This is a genomic window from Vibrio sp. 1580, assembly GCF_033340055.1.
Window position 1 is genome coordinate 1 of sequence record NZ_JAWOVT010000022.1, and the last position, 16,424, is coordinate 16,424.

The following is a 16,424-nucleotide window of genomic DNA, read 5'->3' on the forward strand; positions in this document are numbered from 1 at the left end:
TTCTTTTAGTTGTTGATTTCATAACACTCTCCAATTTTGGGGGTGGAAAGTGTCAACCTTATTTAGGACGGCACATCAAATACAAAAAAAGCGAGCTCAATGGCTCGCTTTTTTTATTTGATTCGTTTGCTTATTCCGCAGAAGTCTTCTTACTGACAAAACCTAGCTTCTTACCAATCCATGCGAGTAAGATCATTGAAACCATGATCGCAAAGAAGTTTGAGCCTGCTTCTGGGTATTGCGCTTTAATAAACGCAGAGTGACCAAACGCACCTACGAAGAAGCACGCCAAGCCAACTAATGGGATATCTTCTGATACCGGATTATTTAGGTACTCTTGGTAAAGAGCTTGTACAGCCAGTACGAGTGCAATCAATGGGAAGATTGAAAAAGACACTTCACTCATGGTCAACCATGACAACAAAGCATCACCACACATACCTGCAACCAGTGCCAAAATCAGCGTTTTCTTTTCAGATTTATTTCCATTCGACATTATTCTATCCCGCCTTTTAATCGGTTACGTTCACGTTCTTTGCGATACCAATAGGCCCCTTTGGCTATCATTCGCAATTGCATGATCAATCGCTCGGCGAGTTCATCGCGCTCACGTCGATCTAAATCTAAAGCTTCAGCCCCCGAACTGAAAACCAAAGTCACAGACGCTTCTGCTTGAGTATACGCCTCTTCTCTGGTCACGCCGGTGCTCATTAAATACTCGGTTAATTCTGCCGCAAAATGCTGGATTTCTCGAGCAACAGCGGTACGAAATTCAGCAGAAGTGCCGGAGCGCTCACGCAACAACAAACGAAAAACGTTCGGACTACTTTCAATGAATTCCATAAAGGTTTCGACCGAGGTACGAATTACGCTACCTTCTTTCACAATACGTTGACGCGCCTGACGCATCAGTTGACGTAGTAGCAAACCGCCTTCATCAACCATGGTTAAGCCTAGCTCATCCATATCTTTGAAGTGGCGGTAAAAAGAAGTCGGTGCAATCCCTGCCTCTCGGGCGACTTCTCGCAAGCTAAGGCTGGAAAAGCTGCGATCCGCACTTAATTGACTAAATGCCGCATCGATCAATGATCGACGTGTCTTCTCTTTTTGCTGTGCGCGGATTCCCATCGATTTCATTCTTAACTTGCTCTTTTTCTGTAGGGTACAAGAGCCTCAATATAACGCAATTTGCTCCTACGGAGAAAGATATGTTGCTTCGCTCGCTCTGAGCGCCGAGAACGTTACTATTGGCATGCATCCAATTGCAATGTTCTCGATGCAATTTATAGACATACAACATACCAAATCACCCTTTTGGTCGATTCTGCGTGATCACTTCCACTCTCTAACAGGCATGACGTGTACCAATAGAGTAAATGAGTTAAAATCGCGCTAAAGCAATGTTAAGCAAATATAACAAGGAAGGCATCATGGCGCATGTTAATCACTATGACGTGATCGTAATCGGTAGTGGCCCTGGCGGAGAAGGGGCTGCAATGGGATTAACCAAAGCGGGACTGAATGTTGCCATTGTCGAGAAGGAAAGCAGTGTCGGCGGCGGTTGTACTCACTGGGGTACTATTCCATCAAAAGCACTGCGTCATGCCGTTAGCCGCATCATCGAATTTAATAGCAACCCGCTATTTTGTCGAAACAACACCAGCGTTCATGCAACATTTTCTGACATTTTAGGTCATGCTAAATCGGTCATTGATAAGCAAACTCGACTTCGTCAGGGCTTTTATGACCGTAACTCATGCACACTTTTGTTCGGAACCGCGCGATTTATCGATAACTACTCAATTGCAGTGATGCAAAGCGACGGTACAGAAGAAATCTATTCTGCAGATAAGTTTGTCATCGCGACGGGTTCTCGCCCGTATCAGCCTGACGACGTAGATTTCTTGCATGAGCGCATCTACGACAGTGATTCCATTTTGAGCCTGAAACACGACCCTCGCCATATCATCATTTACGGTGCGGGCGTTATCGGTTGTGAATACGCTTCTATCTTCCGCGGCCTTGGAGTGAAAACCGACCTTATCAATACCCGAGACCGCTTGTTGGAGTTTTTGGATAACGAAGTGTCGGATGCGCTGTCTTACCACTTCTGGAACAGCGGTGTGGTAATTCGTAATGATGAGACCTATGAAAAAATCGAAGGCACAGAAGATGGCGTGATTATTCACCTACAATCTGGCAAGAAGATGAAGGCGGACTGCTTGTTGTATGCGAATGGTCGAACAGGTAACACCGATAAGTTGAATTTGGGTGCTGTGGGTCTGGAAGCGGACTCTCGCGGACAACTAAAAGTAAACCGTAACTACCAAACCGATATTGAGCACATTTACGCTGTAGGCGATGTCATCGGTTACCCTAGCCTTGCAAGCGCCGCTTATGACCAAGGGCGATTTGTCGCACAAGCCATTACGAAAGGTCAGGCAGAAAACTATCTGATTGATGATATTCCAACGGGTATCTACACCATCCCAGAGATTAGCTCTGTGGGTAAAACCGAGCAAGAGCTAACAGCTGCGAAAGTACCGTATGAAGTAGGACGCTCTTCGTTCAAGCATCTAGCTCGTGCACAGATCGCAGGGAAAGACATCGGTAGCTTGAAGATATTGTTCCATCGTGAAACCAAAGAAATTTTAGGGATTCACTGTTTTGGCGAACGTGCCGCGGAAATTATCCACATCGGTCAAGCCATTATGGAGCAAAAAGGCTCAGCGAATACCATCGAGTATTTCGTCAATACCACCTTCAACTATCCAACAATGGCCGAAGCGTATCGTGTCGCTGCGTTGAATGGTTTGAACCGCTTGTTCTAATCTATGCTTCTTGATAGCAGACAGAAAAACAGCAGGCTTGGACCTGCTGTTTTTATATCAACATTGTGCGAGGAAGGTATCCTTGTGCCATTGGTAGAGAAAGATAACCCCTAAACCAATACCCCGCATCAACATAAAGCTCGTCATTGCAAACCACAGCGCGTGATTTTCCCACTCGGCGAATAAGTAAAAGACAACAAAGAAACTGCTGGTCGCGACAAACATACTATTGCGCATGTCTTTGCCTTTGGTTGCACCGACAAAAATGCCATCCAATAGAAAGCACCACATCGACGCAAGTGGCATCACCACCAGCCAAGGTAGATACACCGCTGCTTGCTGTTGTACCGCCTCAATTGAAGTGATCATGGCGATCAACTGCGATCCCGCCAAACCAAAGAGCGCGGTCAGTCCTAAACAAATAACCAAACTCCAAAAGAAAGTGCCGACAAGCGATTCACTCAATTGTTGCCTATCTTTGGCACCAATCGCCTTCCCGACCATGGCCTCCATTGCGTAAGCAAAGCCATCCATGCCATACGAGATAATCATCAGGAAGCTCATCAGAACCGCATTTGCAGCGACAACCTCATCACCAAAGCTCGCACCTTGGAACGTCATAAAGCTAAAAGCCGCTTGCAGACACAAAGAGCGCAAGAAAATATCGCGATTCAATTTCACGAAGCGCCCTAAACCGTGTTGAGTGCTGGCTAGCAACTTTTGAGGTGATGGTAATTGTCTCTCTCGCCAGGTTTTCCAGACACACATGAGACCAAAACCCATGCCTGAGTAGTCAGCAATCACTGATGCCAGCGCAGCGCCTTCTACTTTCCACCCCAAACCAATCACAAACAACAAATCGAGGGCAATATTAGTCACGTTGGTGATGATCACCATCCACATTGGTGCTTTGGAATTTTGCGTTCCGAGCAGCCACCCCAACAACACAAAGTTCATTAGCGCTGCGGGGGCACTCCACACACGGATAGAGAAATATTGCATGCCGTAGTGTTTTACCTCTGCGCTGGCGTCACTCCAGCCAAAGATCAAATCAGCAATCGGGTTATGGGCAATAAGGAAGACTAACGCAAACAGCAGCGCCATAAGTGAGCCTTGCATAAACACCAAGGCAAGTTGCTTTCGGTCTTCACCGCCAAAGGACTGCGCCGCCAACCCAGTAGTCGACATACGCAAAAAACCAAGCAGCCAAAACGTCACGCTGATCATGGTGCTGCCCAACGCAACACCACCCAAATACCAAGCGTGGTCTAGATGACCAATCACCGCAGCATCGACCAAACCGAGCAATGGGACAGTAATATTCGACAGCACCATAGGTATCGCTAAAGCTAAGACTTGGCGATGAACTTTTGGGTTAGATAAAGGAGAGAAGATTGAATTTGTCACAGGCACCTCATCAGTAAGATCGACGAGTGTACCTGAGCGCTTAACGACTAGCCAATTACCACTTGATGTGAACGAGGACTGGCGTGAGGCGATGCTTCAACATTGGAATCTTATTAAGCCAACGCTGCCAAGCTTTCCAACGAGAACAGAATCTATCGAATGGCGAGAAAGCTTTCGCCCATTGTGCCCATGGTAACCATTGCAATATCTGTGCTGCAGGCGCTTCAAAGCCATGAGCATAACGATCAGAGCCAAGCTTTTTCCCCCACTTGATTTCCGTTAAATCTCCTGCCAGCACCATACACAGTTCAGCAGAAACAAAATGTCGACCTAAGGTTTGAATAAATTTCGCGACTTGACGCTCTGTGCAATCGAGCAGTGCCATTTCACATAAAATGAGTACCGGTGCTTGCTCTGGAATAGCTAACGTCTCTAGCCACGACATTTCATCCACACTGCCACAGCGATGTTCATAGCGTTCATTTTTGTGGAACAAGCGCTGACGCCATACCAAATTTTCCGTCACATCCAGCTCTATCCAATGGCAGCGTCCATTATCCAAACGATAAAAGCGGGTATCCAACCCCGCTCCGACATTGATTATCCAAGCATCGGGATACTGCTGTAAGAAGTGACTAACCTGCTGGTCACAAAGCTGAGTCAGCGTCACGTGCAGCAATTGCTTCTGCGCAATATCACCACTCAAACAATCCGGCGCCATCTTACAGCTCAAACACGCTTTAGCAGCTATCGGATCGTACACCAAGCCATTGTCGACCATGCTTTCACGGCTACGCAATAACAGTGGCTTTAATAAATGGTTAGGAACTTGATGTTTAGACTGAGACATGGGCATTTCCTGCGCCAGAGAGAAAACATAGACATTAATAAAGATGATAATGAATATCAATTACATTATCAAGCTTATAAATTGGTCTAAACAAACAAGGTCAAGATGATGAGCAAGCTTTTGGAGGAAGTAGAAAAAGAGAAAAGACAAAGCAGCCCAGATGAACTGGGCTGCTTAAACACACTTACATCCAATCGGTATTGCGAATAATACCAACGGCTAAGCCTTCAATCGTAAGGTGCTGAGACGTTAAGTCCACTTGGATTGGGGCAAACTCTTCATTCTCAGCATGCAGTAATATGGTTGAACCTTTGCGCTCCAAACGCTTCACAGTCACATCATCATCAACACGCGCAACGACAACTTGACCGTCTCTCACGTCTTGGGTTTTATGCACCGCGAGCAGATCGCCATCCATAATCCCGATGTCTTTCATACTCTCGCCATTTACACGAAGTAAGAAATCCGCTTGCGGTTTGAACATCGCAGGATCGACTTGGTAGTGCGCCTCTACGTGCTCTTGAGCCAAGATTGGCTCACCCGCTGCGACTTGACCAATCAAAGGCAAACCCTGCTCATCATTGGCAGCGTCTTCAAGCAGGATACGAATCCCACGAGAAGCGCCTGGAATAATTTCAATTGCTTGCTTACGAGCAAGCGCTTTTAGGTGTTCCTCTGCGGCATTCGCAGAGCGGAAGCCAAGCTCACGCGCAATCTCTGCACGAGTTGGTGGCATTCCGGTGTCATCGATTTTACTTTTAATCAAATCGAAGACTTGTTGTTGGCGTGGCGTTAACGGCTTCATGTTTCACCTGTCTTTTTATACAGTTAACTGTGAGTATATCCAGTAAATGCTCAAATGAAAACCCAATTGGTTGTTTTTTAATTTATTTGTGGAGAGCTTTCAGCTTACCGATTAAGTTCATTCTTTATTCGTTTAAAACACCGACTTTTCAGTTAATCAAGTCAAAGCAATAACTTAGGGGTTCGACTAATTTACAGCCAATAAAATTAAAAGGTTTGACCAGTTTCTGGTATCCTTGCAGCGCTTAAATTTTATCGCCTAGGCTTATTTCTATTGCCCTACTAATCTCTTTTTATAGAGAAGACATGCAAAGCGGAAACTGAAATAAGGTTAGGCCTGTTTGAATACCTATTGAGGCTGTGAACTTTATGTCTTCTGGACAATCATTTTCACGTTCATTACTAAAACTACCTTTATCGGTACTGGTAAAGGGCACCACAATCCCGTCGAACCCGATTGAAGATCTGAACATCGACCTAACTAAACCGATTGTATATGCCCTGCCGTTCCGCTCGAACGTGGATTTGCTGACACTGCAAAAACAAGCCATGAGCCTTGGTCTACCCGACCCGCTCAGCCCGCTGGAAATCAATGGCAAAACGCTGAACCGTTTCGTCTTTATCGCTGCGCGTCCAACTGTGATGAACAACGATAATGATGTCCCAACCGATTCTGTCTCTCTGTTCACTGACTTACTGGAACTGCACAAGCTGGATAGTGAGTTGGATGTTCAAATGATACCTGCAACCGTGCTTTGGGGGCGTAAGCCAGGTAAAGAAGAGAACCAAAAGCCTTACCTTCAACCGATGAATGGTCCGCAAAAAGCCAAAGCGGTAATGGCGGCGGGACGCGACTGCTTAGTTCGCTTTAGTCCCGTGGTATCTCTGCGTTATATGGCAGACTCTCACGGTACCGACAGCGCAATTGCGCACAAACTGGCTCGCGTGGCGCGTATCCACTTCTCACGCCAGAAACTGGCTGCTTCAGGCCCAAACCTGCCACAACGCCAAGTGTTGTTTGCTCGTTTACTAAAGTCTCCAGCTATTGAACTGGCGATTGCTGACGAAGCCAAGAGCAAAAACATCTCGATTGATAAGGCACGTAAAGAAGCCCACGACATCATGGATGAAATCGCCGCCGACTTCTCCTACAGTCTGGTGAAAAACGGCGACCGCATCCTGAGTTGGTTATGGACAAAACTATACCAAGGTTTGCACATCAATAACGCCTCGACTGTGCGTCGTTTAGCGCAAGACGGCCACGAAATTGTGTACGTTCCTTGTCACCGTAGTCATATGGACTACCTGCTGTTGTCTTATGTTTTATACCATGAAGGCATGGTGCCTCCGCACATTGCGGCAGGCATTAACTTGAACTTCTTCCCGGCCGGCCCTCTTTTCCGTCGTGGTGGGGCGTTCTTTATTCGTCGTAGTTTTAAAGGCAACAAACTGTACTCAACCATTTTCCGTGAGTATCTAGCAGAGCTGTTTGCCAAAGGCTATTCAGTCGAGTACTTCAGTGAGGGTGGTCGTTCACGTACAGGTCGCTTACTGCAAGCGAAAACGGGTATGCTGGCTATGACCATCCAAGCAATGCTACGTGGTTTAAACCGCCCAGTAACGCTAGTGCCGGTCTACATCGGCTACGAGCACGTAATGGAAGTGGGCACTTACGCGAAAGAGCTGCGTGGCAAACGCAAAGAGAAAGAAAACGCAGGGCTTGTACTGCGTACTCTGCGTAAACTGCGTAACTTTGGTTTGGGCTATGTGAACTTCGGTGAGCCAATTCAGCTCAACCAATACTTGAACGAGCATGCTCCTGAGTGGACGAAAGACATCGACAGCATGGGTGGTAACAAACCACAATGGATGAATCCTGTGGTGAACGACCTCGCTAATAAGATGATGACGCACATCAATGATGCGGCGGCAGCAAACGCGTTGACCTTGTGTGCAACCGCACTGCTTGCTTCTCGTCAACGTGCACTTTCTCGTGACTCGCTGATCAATCAGATCGAGTGTTACTTAAAGCTACTCAAAAATAATCCGTACTCAAGCACCTCCACTATCCCTACCGAAAGTGCTGAGGAGTTGGTCGATCATGCAATTTCGCTTGATAAGTTCGTGATTGAAACCGATAGCATGGGTGACATCATTTCGCTGGACCGTAGCCAATCCATCCTGATGACTTACTATCGCAACAACATCATTCACTTGTTCGCTCTGCCGTCATTAATTGCCCAAATGCTCATTCGTCAGCGCAACCTTTCGGTAGCCAAGATTCAAGCGAATGTCGCGCAAATCTACCCATTCCTGAAGAAAGAGCTGTTCTTAAGCTACCAAGAAGACGAGTTGGATGAATTGGTCGTTAAAACACTGCATGAATTTGCCGATCAGAAAATGATTAGTCTGGATGGTGATAAGCTGGAAATCAATCAGTCGAACAACCAGCCTTTGGTTCTGTTAGGTCGCACGATAACTGAAACGCTGCAACGCTACTCTATCGCGATGAACTTGCTTGTTGCTTACCCTGAACTCGGTAAATCGGACCTAGAGCAGAAGAGCCAAGATATTGCTCAGCGCTTAGGGCGTTTGCACGGTATTAATGCGCCAGAATTCTTCGATAAAGGTGTGTTTACCGCGATGTTCAATACGCTCAAACAGCAAAAATACCTCGATAACGATGGTAACTGTGACACGAAGAAAACGCAGCAATTTGCACGGCTACTGTTCACTCTGCTTTATCCAGAAGTGAAACTGACGATCGAAGAGAGTATTCACCAACTTCGGTCGTAACCGTTTTACCTTCTTCCAATAAGAAAAAAGGCATCCAATCGGATGCCTTTTTCTATTTCTTCGCTTACCAAAATGCGACCAGTAACCCTATCGCTATCACCATGCCAACATAATTGTTGTTAAGGAAAGCCTTAAAGCACAACTCACGCTCACGGTGACGAATTAAGTGCTGCTGATAAACAAACAACGACGCTGCAATCAAAAGGGTCCAGTAGTAACTTTGTCCCAATTGGTAGAACTGCCCTAACCAAACCAACATCGCGAGTGTAATCAGTTGCAACACACCAATAATAAGCTTGTCATGACGACCAAACAGAATTGCCGTCGATTTAATGCCAATCTTTAGATCATCATCTCGGTCTACCATCGCATATTGAGTGTCGTACGCAATGGTCCACAAAGCGTTAATGAGGAACAAAAACCAAACAATCAATGGTAATTCCCCAGTTTGTGCTGCCCACGCCATTGGAATCGCCCAGCTAAAAGCCAAGCCTAAAAATAGCTGTGGAATATGAGTGTAACGCTTCATAAATGGATAGATGAACGCCAACACAATGCCAGCGAAGGATAGCTGAATCGTCAGCGGGTTCATGGTCAGCACTAACAAAAACGAGCTGATACCCAAAACCAAAAATAATCCAATCGCTTCTTTTGCTGTCACTTTCCCTGATGGCAGTGGACGTTGCTTAGTACGCTTTACATGGCCGTCGACTTTGCGATCTGCAAAATCATTAATCACGCACCCCGCACTACGCATTAGGAATACACCCAATACAAACACGATAAATACATCCCAACTCGGCATCCCTTGGGCTGAGATAATTAGCGCCCAAATCGTTGGCCACATCAGTAACAGTGAACCAATCGGGCGATCCATGCGCATCAGTTGCCAATATGCTTTGGCTTTTTCTGCGGACATTTACACTGTCTCCTTAGCGTAAACTGGTGAATTAGATAAGAATAGCTCGGCGACTAGCATCGGTTTGTGATTCATCCACAACCTTGAGCGTCGCGCTAACAAACGTCCTTCTGGTACGGCTACCCATCCCATTTGCAAAGAGTCCCGCTCAACGTTATCTGCGCTGAACACAGTTAGTCCTAATGGGATATCCCCTTGTTGAGCCAAATCATACTGCTGATCAACTAAGGTTGAGCGAGGAATCAATGTCCGCCCAATAACCCAGTTATTATTGTCACCGCACAAAATTACCTCTCTCAGTAAGCAATCTTGTTCGGACAATAACTGGCTTTCGTCCTGTTTTAATGTCGCTGCAGTGACGATCTGATTTTGTAGCAATTCTACCGTTAACGCTTGGCAGTGCTGTTTTAAACGACGTGACAAAGACCCTTGCTCTTCAAGCCAGTGCTTGGCAAATTCATTTGGAAATTCGAATTCTTCGGGGTTTTGCCACTCTACTTCCAATAAAGAAGCAAGATAGAGTGATGTTGGCTGATTCATACTAGTATTCAATTGGAGGCTTTATGCGTACAATAAAGCAACAACTTACCGTCCATAGTAATGTATGTAACCGTAAGTTCCGTTATTTGTTATAGACGGCCCATTGTATCAAGACTGAAGCGATTCGAATATCGCGATCCAGAGAAAGAAAAGTTAGAAATATGTACAAACGTTATATAGCCCAAATTATTTTTGCGTTAACCATACTATTCGCCGCACCAAGTTGGGCTGAAACGGAAGAAGCTGGACCTAAGTTGGCATACTTTACCCTAGAGCCTGATCTCACTACTAACTTTTACACCAAAGGCAAAAAGTTAGGTTATGTGCAAGTGCGCATCGACATCATGGTAATGAGTCAACAAGATTTATCAGTTGTTGAGCATCACCAACCTTTGATTCGCGATGCAGTGATTGAATTATTGGGTAAGCAAACAGAAGATACGATTAAGTCCCTTTCTGGCCGAGAAGATCTGCGCAAAACTTTAGTGACGACCCTCAACGAAACGCTTTTGCCTGAAACAGGTAAAACCATCATTGCCGATTTGTTGTTTACAAAATACCTTTATCAATAAACCCAAATCCGTTTTGAACATAAAAAAGACCGCTCTTGAGCGGTCTTTTCATTTCATCTGCTTTAGGCTTGCTGTTGGTATTTCATCTTGCCTGAATCAAACAGCGCAATCGCCATCCCCGACAGTAGCCCAACTAAGTGAGCGGTGTTTGCAATCGCCATAAATGGCTGCACAAAACCAAGAACTAACCATACCAACATAAAGACGATGATTGGCTTGGGTAGCGTAAGGCCTAAATGTGGCAAGCGGTAACCCAGTATCCACAAATAACCAAGCAGTGCATAGACCACGCCAGACAAGCCGCCGAAGTTAGCCCCTTCAACATAGAACTGGCCTGCCCCTGAAAGCGCTGCCGACACCACAAAGAGTTGCAATAGCTTACCGGAACCGAGACGACGTTCGATGTCGCCACCCAACTGCCACCACCATAGTAAGTTAAACACGATGTGAGTTACTGAAAAGTGCAGTAACGCATGACTTAGCCATCGCCACACTTGCCATTGTTGCCCCTCAAAAGCCGGGAAGTGCAACAACTTAAACACGCCATTGCCAAAGCCAAACATTTGTAACAAGTAGATGATGATACAGACTGTCATGATCAGCAAAGTCATGGGGCCAGCTTTCGCTTTGACCATGCTTATGATACTCGGGCTGGAATAATGAAATGTGCTCTTACGAGTATCGGCAACGTCCCACGAGGCGGCGCTGTATTTTGAATCAGACGGATTAGCAAGGAACTGCTTAAGTTCGGCTTCCGCTTCTATTTCATGCTGGCTATCAGTCAGCCACAGCGCAAACTGCCCATCTCCTTCTGGCATCATTTCGATGTCAATTTGGCGAGAGGCCATATAATCAATAAAGGCTTGCGCCATACGTGGATTATTTAACGTTACCAATCTCTTCATTAACTTCTCACTATCGGTAGTTCTGCTCGATGCCAGGCTTCAAAGCCACCATCTACACTGTACACCTGTTCAAAGCCTTGGTTAACCAAATATTGCGCTGCACCTTGGCTACTAATGCCGTGGTAACACATCACTAGAATAGGTTGTTCGAACTCCACTTCATCCATAAACGCAACGATCGTATCGTTAGTTAAATGATACGCGGACTCCGCATGCGCAACGGCAAACGATTGAGGGTCACGGATATCTACAAGCTTCGCATCACCCTGCTCGAGCAGCGCTTGCGCACCTTGTACATCGATATGCTTAAACTGATCCATTTACTTTCTCATTGTCTTATTAATATACCCAAGCAACCTCGAACCTAACGTACTAATCAGCACCCGTGGTACAGCATAAAATCCATATTTGAAGTTGCTTGGGTATACTGCCGCTATTGTAACCTATCCAACGGCAAACTTAGACACATGGATAATCAGGGTTTTCAAAAGTGTACACATTCCAACCATTTGTGGATAAAGCTGTGAATTGCGTTGATAAAGTGTATTTGGATCTTTTGATCCACAATATGTAGTGATGATCCTGATCTAACTGTGTGTATATCTATAACTATCCCCAGATGGAAAAGTGCTTGAATCCCTTATTTTGTCCGGGTTTCGAACAGTTGATAAATAATTACTTCACAGAGTTATGCACAGGTAGCACATAAAATCCGGATCGCAAACGCTATCGATTTTCGATCGACAATAAAAAAGCCGAGATCACATGATCTCGGCTTTCTGTGAAAATCTTACTTTCAATTAGCAGTGGAAATTAAAATTCACCCACGGCCAATTTTAGTTTCTTCATTGCATTTTTTTCTAGCTGGCGAATACGCTCGGCAGAAACACCGAACTCATCAGCTAAGTCTTGCAATGTTGCTTTCTCATCATCTAACCAACGAGAACGCACGATGCGCTGACTACGCTCATCCAAACTCGCTAATGCATGACCCAAGCGATTGTTGGTGTGCATTTCCCAGTTGGCGGCTTCAATGTTGTCGGCCACATCAGACGATTTGTCTTCTAGGTATAGCATCGGCGCTGTGTAAGCGTTTGAACTGTCGTCTTCATCAGTTGGCATATCAAAGGTTGAATCCACCGCCGCTAAGCGTGATTCCATCTCGCGAACTTCAGAAGGCTCAACACCTAACTCGCGCGCAACGGTTTCCACTTCACCGTTGTTAAACCAACCCAAGCGCTTTTTCGACTTACGCAGGTTGAAGAACAATTTACGTTGCGCTTTAGTGGTCGCAATTTTCACGATACGCCAGTTACGTAGCACGTATTCGTGGATCTCTGCTTTGATCCAGTGGACAGCAAAAGAAACCAAGCGAACCCCTACTTCTGGGTTAAAACGCTTAACGGCTTTCATTAGACCGATGTTACCCTCTTGCACAAGATCCGCCATCGGCAAACCGTAGCCAGAGTAACCACGAGCAACGTGAACAACGAATCGTAGGTGCGAAAGAATTAGACCTTTTGCAGCCTCAATCTCACCTTTATAGTGTAATCGTTCTGCCAGCTCACGCTCTTCGTCTGCAGTCAGCATTGGGTAGCTGTTTACTGAGCGAATATAGCTATCAAGGCTATCTTGCGTGACTAGAGCCATCGGATACGCTTCTTTTGTCATTCAATTCCTCATCAATCTCTGATCTGGAGCATTACATTGCAATTTAGCTTCGATATCTTGAACTCAAAATGAACAAGTTTCAAGAAGGGGAAGCAATTATCCATAAACATTTGGTCTAAGCAAGGGTTCAAAATTAGCTAGTGCTAATGAAATCCAAGTAATAAGACCGCCATCACTTAAACTGGTTCAATTTCTTTTAAATGTCGTTGCGCAGAAAAACGCGCCGCAATACATCCCAAAAGACTCCCAATGATGATTAATAACAAAGATTCATCCCAACTTAGACCAATCAGGCGGAACTGGCTATCGTACAACGCAGCAAGGTCTTCCACCGCACTATTCATGACAATGGTCACTAAAGCCGTTACCAACCACGCAATAGTGGCACCTAACACGCCAAACCACATGCCTGTGTACAAGTAAGGGCGCAGAATAAAACTGTCCGTCGCACCGATCAGTTTCATGGTTTGAATCTCTTCTTTATTCGCCAGCACATTAAATCGCAATGTATTGCCAACGATTAAAAATACCGCACCGAGCATCAGTACTGTCAGGGTAATGACAATAATACTCGCGAGAGTTTTGATGGCATCAAGACGCGCCAGCCAGTCTTCGTCAAGTCTCACGTCGGTCACATCTTGTTGCTCTCGAACGTCTTTGGCTAATGACTGAATATCACTTTTTAGCTCCGAATCTGGCGTAATCACCAACACACCAGGTAGCGCATAGCCACTTAAAAGACTGATAGCTTGGTCGAACCCTGCATATTGGCTTAAATCAGATAGACCTTGTTGCGGTGAAATATATTCTACCTCTTTTACCAAAGGCCAAGTTTCAATTTGATCTTTGAGAACCATCACTCGCGCATCCGGCATGCCTTCAACTAAGTAAGCACTAACTTGTGAAGGAGAAGCGACATCTTCCGCTGCCCCCGCAACGTTTTTCCCCAATAGATACAAACAAGCTGGCATGGCAAGTGCCATGGAGATGACCGCTAGGGTCAGAATGTTGCCTAGTGGTCGTTGCCATAAGGCGCTAAAAGAGGATTTAGCTTGTTTTGCGTGGACAGAGAAAAAACCATCGGTATTCGCACGCTTGGCACTACGGCCTTTCCCATTCTTTTGGGAGTGCTTGTTACCTGCCATAGTCTTCTACCTCACTTAGGAAGCCTTGGTTCAATTCAAAATGACGATACTGTGGGCGAGTGTTTACTAACCCCACATCGTGCGTGGCAAGTAAGATTGTCACGCCCGCACGGTTAAATTCTTCGAATAGACGCAACACACGGTTGGATAATTCTGGGTCAAGGTTACCCGTAGGCTCATCAGCCACCAGCAACGTTGGTCGATTAACCACAGCACGGGCAATACCGACGCGCTGTTGCTCACCACCAGAAAGTTGACTAGGTAGACAACGAGCTTTATCGAGTAAGCCCGTTTTATCTAACGCCGCAGAAACACGTCGTTTGATTTCGTTTTCAGAAATCGATTCGATACGCATTGGCAGAGCGACATTGTCGTACACACTGCGATCCATCAATAGGCGATGATCTTGAAAAACAATCCCAATATTGCGGCGCAAAAAAGGGATGTCTTTGCCTGGAATACGCGTGATGTCGTGGCCATTAAAATGGATTTTGCCATCGGTTGGTCGCTCTATCGCGCAGATCAATTTCAGCAAGGTACTTTTACCAGCCCCGGAATGTCCGCCTAAAAACGCCATTTCACCGCGCCTCAGGTGAAAATCGACTTTTTGCAGTGCTTGTCGACCACCTCGGTAAGCTTTGCTTACTTGCTGAAATTTGATCACCGTTGATTTCCTCTAACTCTTTTTATTCTTCACGACTAAACAGTGCGTCAATAAACTCTTGAGTTTCAAATGGACGCAAGTCTTCGATACCTTCACCCACACCAATGTAACGAATTGGAATACCGAACTGATCAGCAATAGCGAAAATTACGCCGCCCTTGGCTGTACCATCCAGCTTAGTCAAAGTAATCCCGGTTAGAGGGGCAACATCACTGAAAAGTTTCGCTTGGCTAATGGCATTTTGTCCTGTACCTGCGTCAAGCGTTAGCATGATCTCATGTGGTGCAGAGTCATCAATTTTCTTCATCACACGTACAATCTTACGCAGCTCTTCCATTAGGTTCGCTTTGTTCTGTAGACGACCTGCTGTATCAGCAATCACCACATCCACACCACGTGCTTTTGCCGCTTCAATCGCATCATAGATAACAGAGGCACTGTCTGCGCCAGTATGTTGAGCAATCACAGGAACATTATTACGTTCACCCCACACTTGTAGCTGCTCAACCGCTGCGGCACGGAAAGTATCGCCCGCTGCAAGCATCACTTTTTTGCCTTGAGTTTGGAACTGCTTCGCTAGCTTACCGATGGTCGTGGTTTTACCCACGCCATTTACACCCACCATCAAGATGACGTAAGGCGTTTTGTTGCTATCGATTTCTAGTGGCTGTTCGACTTTAGAAAGAATCTCAGCCATTTCTTCTTTCAACAAACCATAAAGGGCTTCGCCGTCTTTCAGATCGCCACGTGTGGCTTTTTCTGTCAGGTTGTTGATGATTTTTGTTGTGGTATTCATGCCCACATCAGCAATAAGCAGTTGCTCTTCTAGCTCTTCAAATAAGTCTTCATCGATTTTCTTACCGCTGAACAGACCGAAGAAGCCAGCACCAATATTTGCTTTTGTTCGGCTTAGGCTGCGTTTCAGACGAGCAAAAAAGCTTTCTGTTGGCTTTTCTTGTTCTTGAATACGAGGCGCGGCCGATACGACTTCTGGCTCCTCTGCTTCTGCTTCTGCTTCTGCTTCTGCTTCTGCTTCTGCTGGGGCAGCCTCTGATTGTTTCGCTTCTTCTTCAAGTTCTAGCGTAGCTTCCGCTTGCTCAGCAACCGCTTCGATTTGCTGCTCTTCAGAAGGCGCTTCCACTGCTTCTTCTTTTACTGTTTCTTCAGTTTTTGGTTTTGGGCTTTGTTCTTCGTCACCAAAACCTAGCCACGAAAGTAATCCGCGCTTCTTTTTTTCCGTCATCTGGGGCTATCCTAGATTGTTCTTTTATCTATTAATGACTCTTTTTTGACAAGATTATTATCTGTCTAAAAAAGGCT

At 45.7% G+C, this 16,424-nt stretch carries 16 protein-coding genes; 3 read left to right on the top strand and 13 right to left on the bottom strand.

Annotation, left to right across the window (positions count from 1 at the left end):
• Positions 1-130 precede the first annotated feature (130 nt).
• Together R7093_RS22355 and fabR are read right to left on the bottom strand one after the other, a co-directional pair.
• Positions 131-496 (bottom strand): YijD family membrane protein, encoded by a 366-nt coding sequence (locus R7093_RS22355; protein ID WP_005378634.1) that lies wholly within the window; start codon positions 494-496, stop codon positions 131-133.
• Positions 496-1,137 carry an HTH-type transcriptional repressor FabR gene (fabR, locus tag R7093_RS22360; protein WP_005378632.1) on the bottom strand — a complete coding sequence of 214 codons (642 nt, stop codon included), beginning with the start codon at positions 1,135-1,137 and terminating at the stop codon, positions 496-498. The genes R7093_RS22355 and fabR overlap by 1 nt, the downstream gene beginning before the upstream one ends.
• Positions 1,138-1,400: 263 nt before the next feature.
• Here fabR and sthA point away from each other — a divergent pair, with 263 nt between their 5' ends.
• Positions 1,401-2,831 carry a Si-specific NAD(P)(+) transhydrogenase gene (gene sthA, locus R7093_RS22365; protein WP_132937312.1) on the top strand — a complete coding sequence of 477 codons (1,431 nt, stop codon included), beginning with the start codon at positions 1,401-1,403 and terminating at the stop codon, positions 2,829-2,831.
• A gap of 57 nt (positions 2,832-2,888) precedes the next feature.
• On the opposite strand, the gene dinF is transcribed toward sthA, so the two are convergent.
• The 3 genes from dinF to lexA all read right to left on the bottom strand — a co-directional run bounded on the left by dinF (position 2,889) and on the right by lexA (position 5,893).
• Entirely contained in the window at positions 2,889-4,238 is a 1,350-nt protein-coding gene (gene dinF, locus R7093_RS22370; RefSeq protein WP_172563455.1) for an MATE family efflux transporter DinF, read from the bottom strand.
• 55 nt (positions 4,239-4,293) lie between these two features.
• Positions 4,294-5,088 carry a class I SAM-dependent methyltransferase gene (locus R7093_RS22375; RefSeq protein WP_318146811.1) on the bottom strand — a complete coding sequence of 265 codons (795 nt, stop codon included), beginning with the start codon at positions 5,086-5,088 and terminating at the stop codon, positions 4,294-4,296.
• Between the two features lie 184 nt (positions 5,089-5,272).
• On the bottom strand, positions 5,273-5,893 hold the full coding sequence (lexA, locus tag R7093_RS22380; protein WP_005378682.1) for a transcriptional repressor LexA: 621 nt from the start codon (positions 5,891-5,893) through the stop codon (positions 5,273-5,275).
• Positions 5,894-6,261: 368 nt separating this feature from the next.
• On the opposite strand from lexA, the gene plsB reads away from it, so the two are divergent.
• A complete protein-coding gene (gene plsB / locus R7093_RS22385; protein WP_053307422.1) occupies positions 6,262-8,688 on the top strand; it encodes a glycerol-3-phosphate 1-O-acyltransferase PlsB in 2,427 nt (808 codons plus the stop codon).
• A 64-nt stretch (positions 8,689-8,752) separates the two neighbouring features.
• On the opposite strand, the gene ubiA is transcribed toward plsB, so the two are convergent.
• Both ubiA and R7093_RS22395 read right to left on the bottom strand, forming a co-directional pair.
• The gene (gene ubiA, locus R7093_RS22390) at positions 8,753-9,607 is read right to left on the bottom strand and encodes a 4-hydroxybenzoate octaprenyltransferase (protein ID WP_005378684.1); all 855 of its coding nucleotides are present in this window, start codon (positions 9,605-9,607) and stop codon (positions 8,753-8,755) included.
• On the bottom strand, positions 9,608-10,147 hold the full coding sequence (locus R7093_RS22395) for a chorismate lyase (RefSeq protein WP_005378686.1): 540 nt from the start codon (positions 10,145-10,147) through the stop codon (positions 9,608-9,610).
• A gap of 161 nt (positions 10,148-10,308) precedes the next feature.
• On the opposite strand from R7093_RS22395, the gene R7093_RS22400 reads away from it, so the two are divergent.
• The gene (locus R7093_RS22400; protein ID WP_005378687.1) at positions 10,309-10,719 is read left to right on the top strand and encodes a flagellar basal body-associated protein FliL; all 411 of its coding nucleotides are present in this window, start codon (positions 10,309-10,311) and stop codon (positions 10,717-10,719) included.
• Between the two features lie 62 nt (positions 10,720-10,781).
• Here R7093_RS22400 and glpG read toward each other — a convergent pair whose 3' ends face one another.
• The 6 genes from glpG to ftsY all read right to left on the bottom strand — a co-directional run bounded on the left by glpG (position 10,782) and on the right by ftsY (position 16,347).
• A complete protein-coding gene (gene glpG, locus R7093_RS22405) occupies positions 10,782-11,624 on the bottom strand; it encodes a rhomboid family intramembrane serine protease GlpG (RefSeq protein WP_017821294.1) in 843 nt (280 codons plus the stop codon).
• A complete protein-coding gene (glpE, locus tag R7093_RS22410; protein WP_005378691.1) occupies positions 11,624-11,944 on the bottom strand; it encodes a thiosulfate sulfurtransferase GlpE in 321 nt (106 codons plus the stop codon). The genes glpG and glpE overlap by 1 nt, the downstream gene beginning before the upstream one ends.
• Before the next feature lie 493 nt (positions 11,945-12,437).
• Positions 12,438-13,295, bottom strand: coding sequence for an RNA polymerase sigma factor RpoH (rpoH, locus tag R7093_RS22415; protein WP_005378693.1), 858 nt, complete (start codon positions 13,293-13,295; stop codon positions 12,438-12,440).
• Between the two features lie 176 nt (positions 13,296-13,471).
• Positions 13,472-14,440, bottom strand: coding sequence for a permease-like cell division protein FtsX (gene ftsX, locus R7093_RS22420; RefSeq protein WP_213971076.1), 969 nt, complete (start codon positions 14,438-14,440; stop codon positions 13,472-13,474).
• A complete protein-coding gene (ftsE, locus tag R7093_RS22425) occupies positions 14,430-15,104 on the bottom strand; it encodes a cell division ATP-binding protein FtsE (RefSeq protein ID WP_005378697.1) in 675 nt (224 codons plus the stop codon). The genes ftsX and ftsE overlap by 11 nt, the downstream gene beginning before the upstream one ends.
• A gap of 22 nt (positions 15,105-15,126) precedes the next feature.
• Positions 15,127-16,347: a signal recognition particle-docking protein FtsY gene (ftsY, locus tag R7093_RS22430; protein ID WP_318146812.1), complete on the bottom strand. Its 1,221-nt coding sequence runs from the start codon at positions 16,345-16,347 to the stop codon at positions 15,127-15,129.
• Between the last annotated feature and the right edge of the window lie 77 nt (positions 16,348-16,424).

Coding starts and splice junctions, on each gene's coding strand:
- R7093_RS22375 (WP_318146811.1), bottom strand. CDS start 5,088: ATGTCTCAGTCTAAACATCAAGTTCCTAACCATTTATTAAAGCCACTG.
- glpG (WP_017821294.1), bottom strand. CDS start 11,624: ATGAAGAGATTGGTAACGTTAAATAATCCACGTATGGCGCAAGCCTTT.
- fabR (WP_005378632.1), bottom strand. CDS start 1,137: ATGAAATCGATGGGAATCCGCGCACAGCAAAAAGAGAAGACACGTCGA.
- rpoH (WP_005378693.1), bottom strand. CDS start 13,295: ATGACAAAAGAAGCGTATCCGATGGCTCTAGTCACGCAAGATAGCCTT.
- plsB (WP_053307422.1), top strand. CDS start 6,262: ATGTCTTCTGGACAATCATTTTCACGTTCATTACTAAAACTACCTTTA.
- ubiA (WP_005378684.1), bottom strand. CDS start 9,607: ATGTCCGCAGAAAAAGCCAAAGCATATTGGCAACTGATGCGCATGGAT.
- ftsY (WP_318146812.1), bottom strand. CDS start 16,347: ATGACGGAAAAAAAGAAGCGCGGATTACTTTCGTGGCTAGGTTTTGGT.
- glpE (WP_005378691.1), bottom strand. CDS start 11,944: ATGGATCAGTTTAAGCATATCGATGTACAAGGTGCGCAAGCGCTGCTC.
- R7093_RS22355 (WP_005378634.1), bottom strand. CDS start 496: ATGTCGAATGGAAATAAATCTGAAAAGAAAACGCTGATTTTGGCACTG.
- R7093_RS22400 (WP_005378687.1), top strand. CDS start 10,309: ATGTACAAACGTTATATAGCCCAAATTATTTTTGCGTTAACCATACTA.
- ftsX (WP_213971076.1), bottom strand. CDS start 14,440: ATGGCAGGTAACAAGCACTCCCAAAAGAATGGGAAAGGCCGTAGTGCC.
- lexA (WP_005378682.1), bottom strand. CDS start 5,893: ATGAAGCCGTTAACGCCACGCCAACAACAAGTCTTCGATTTGATTAAA.
- R7093_RS22395 (WP_005378686.1), bottom strand. CDS start 10,147: ATGAATCAGCCAACATCACTCTATCTTGCTTCTTTATTGGAAGTAGAG.
- sthA (WP_132937312.1), top strand. CDS start 1,401: ATGTTAAGCAAATATAACAAGGAAGGCATCATGGCGCATGTTAATCAC.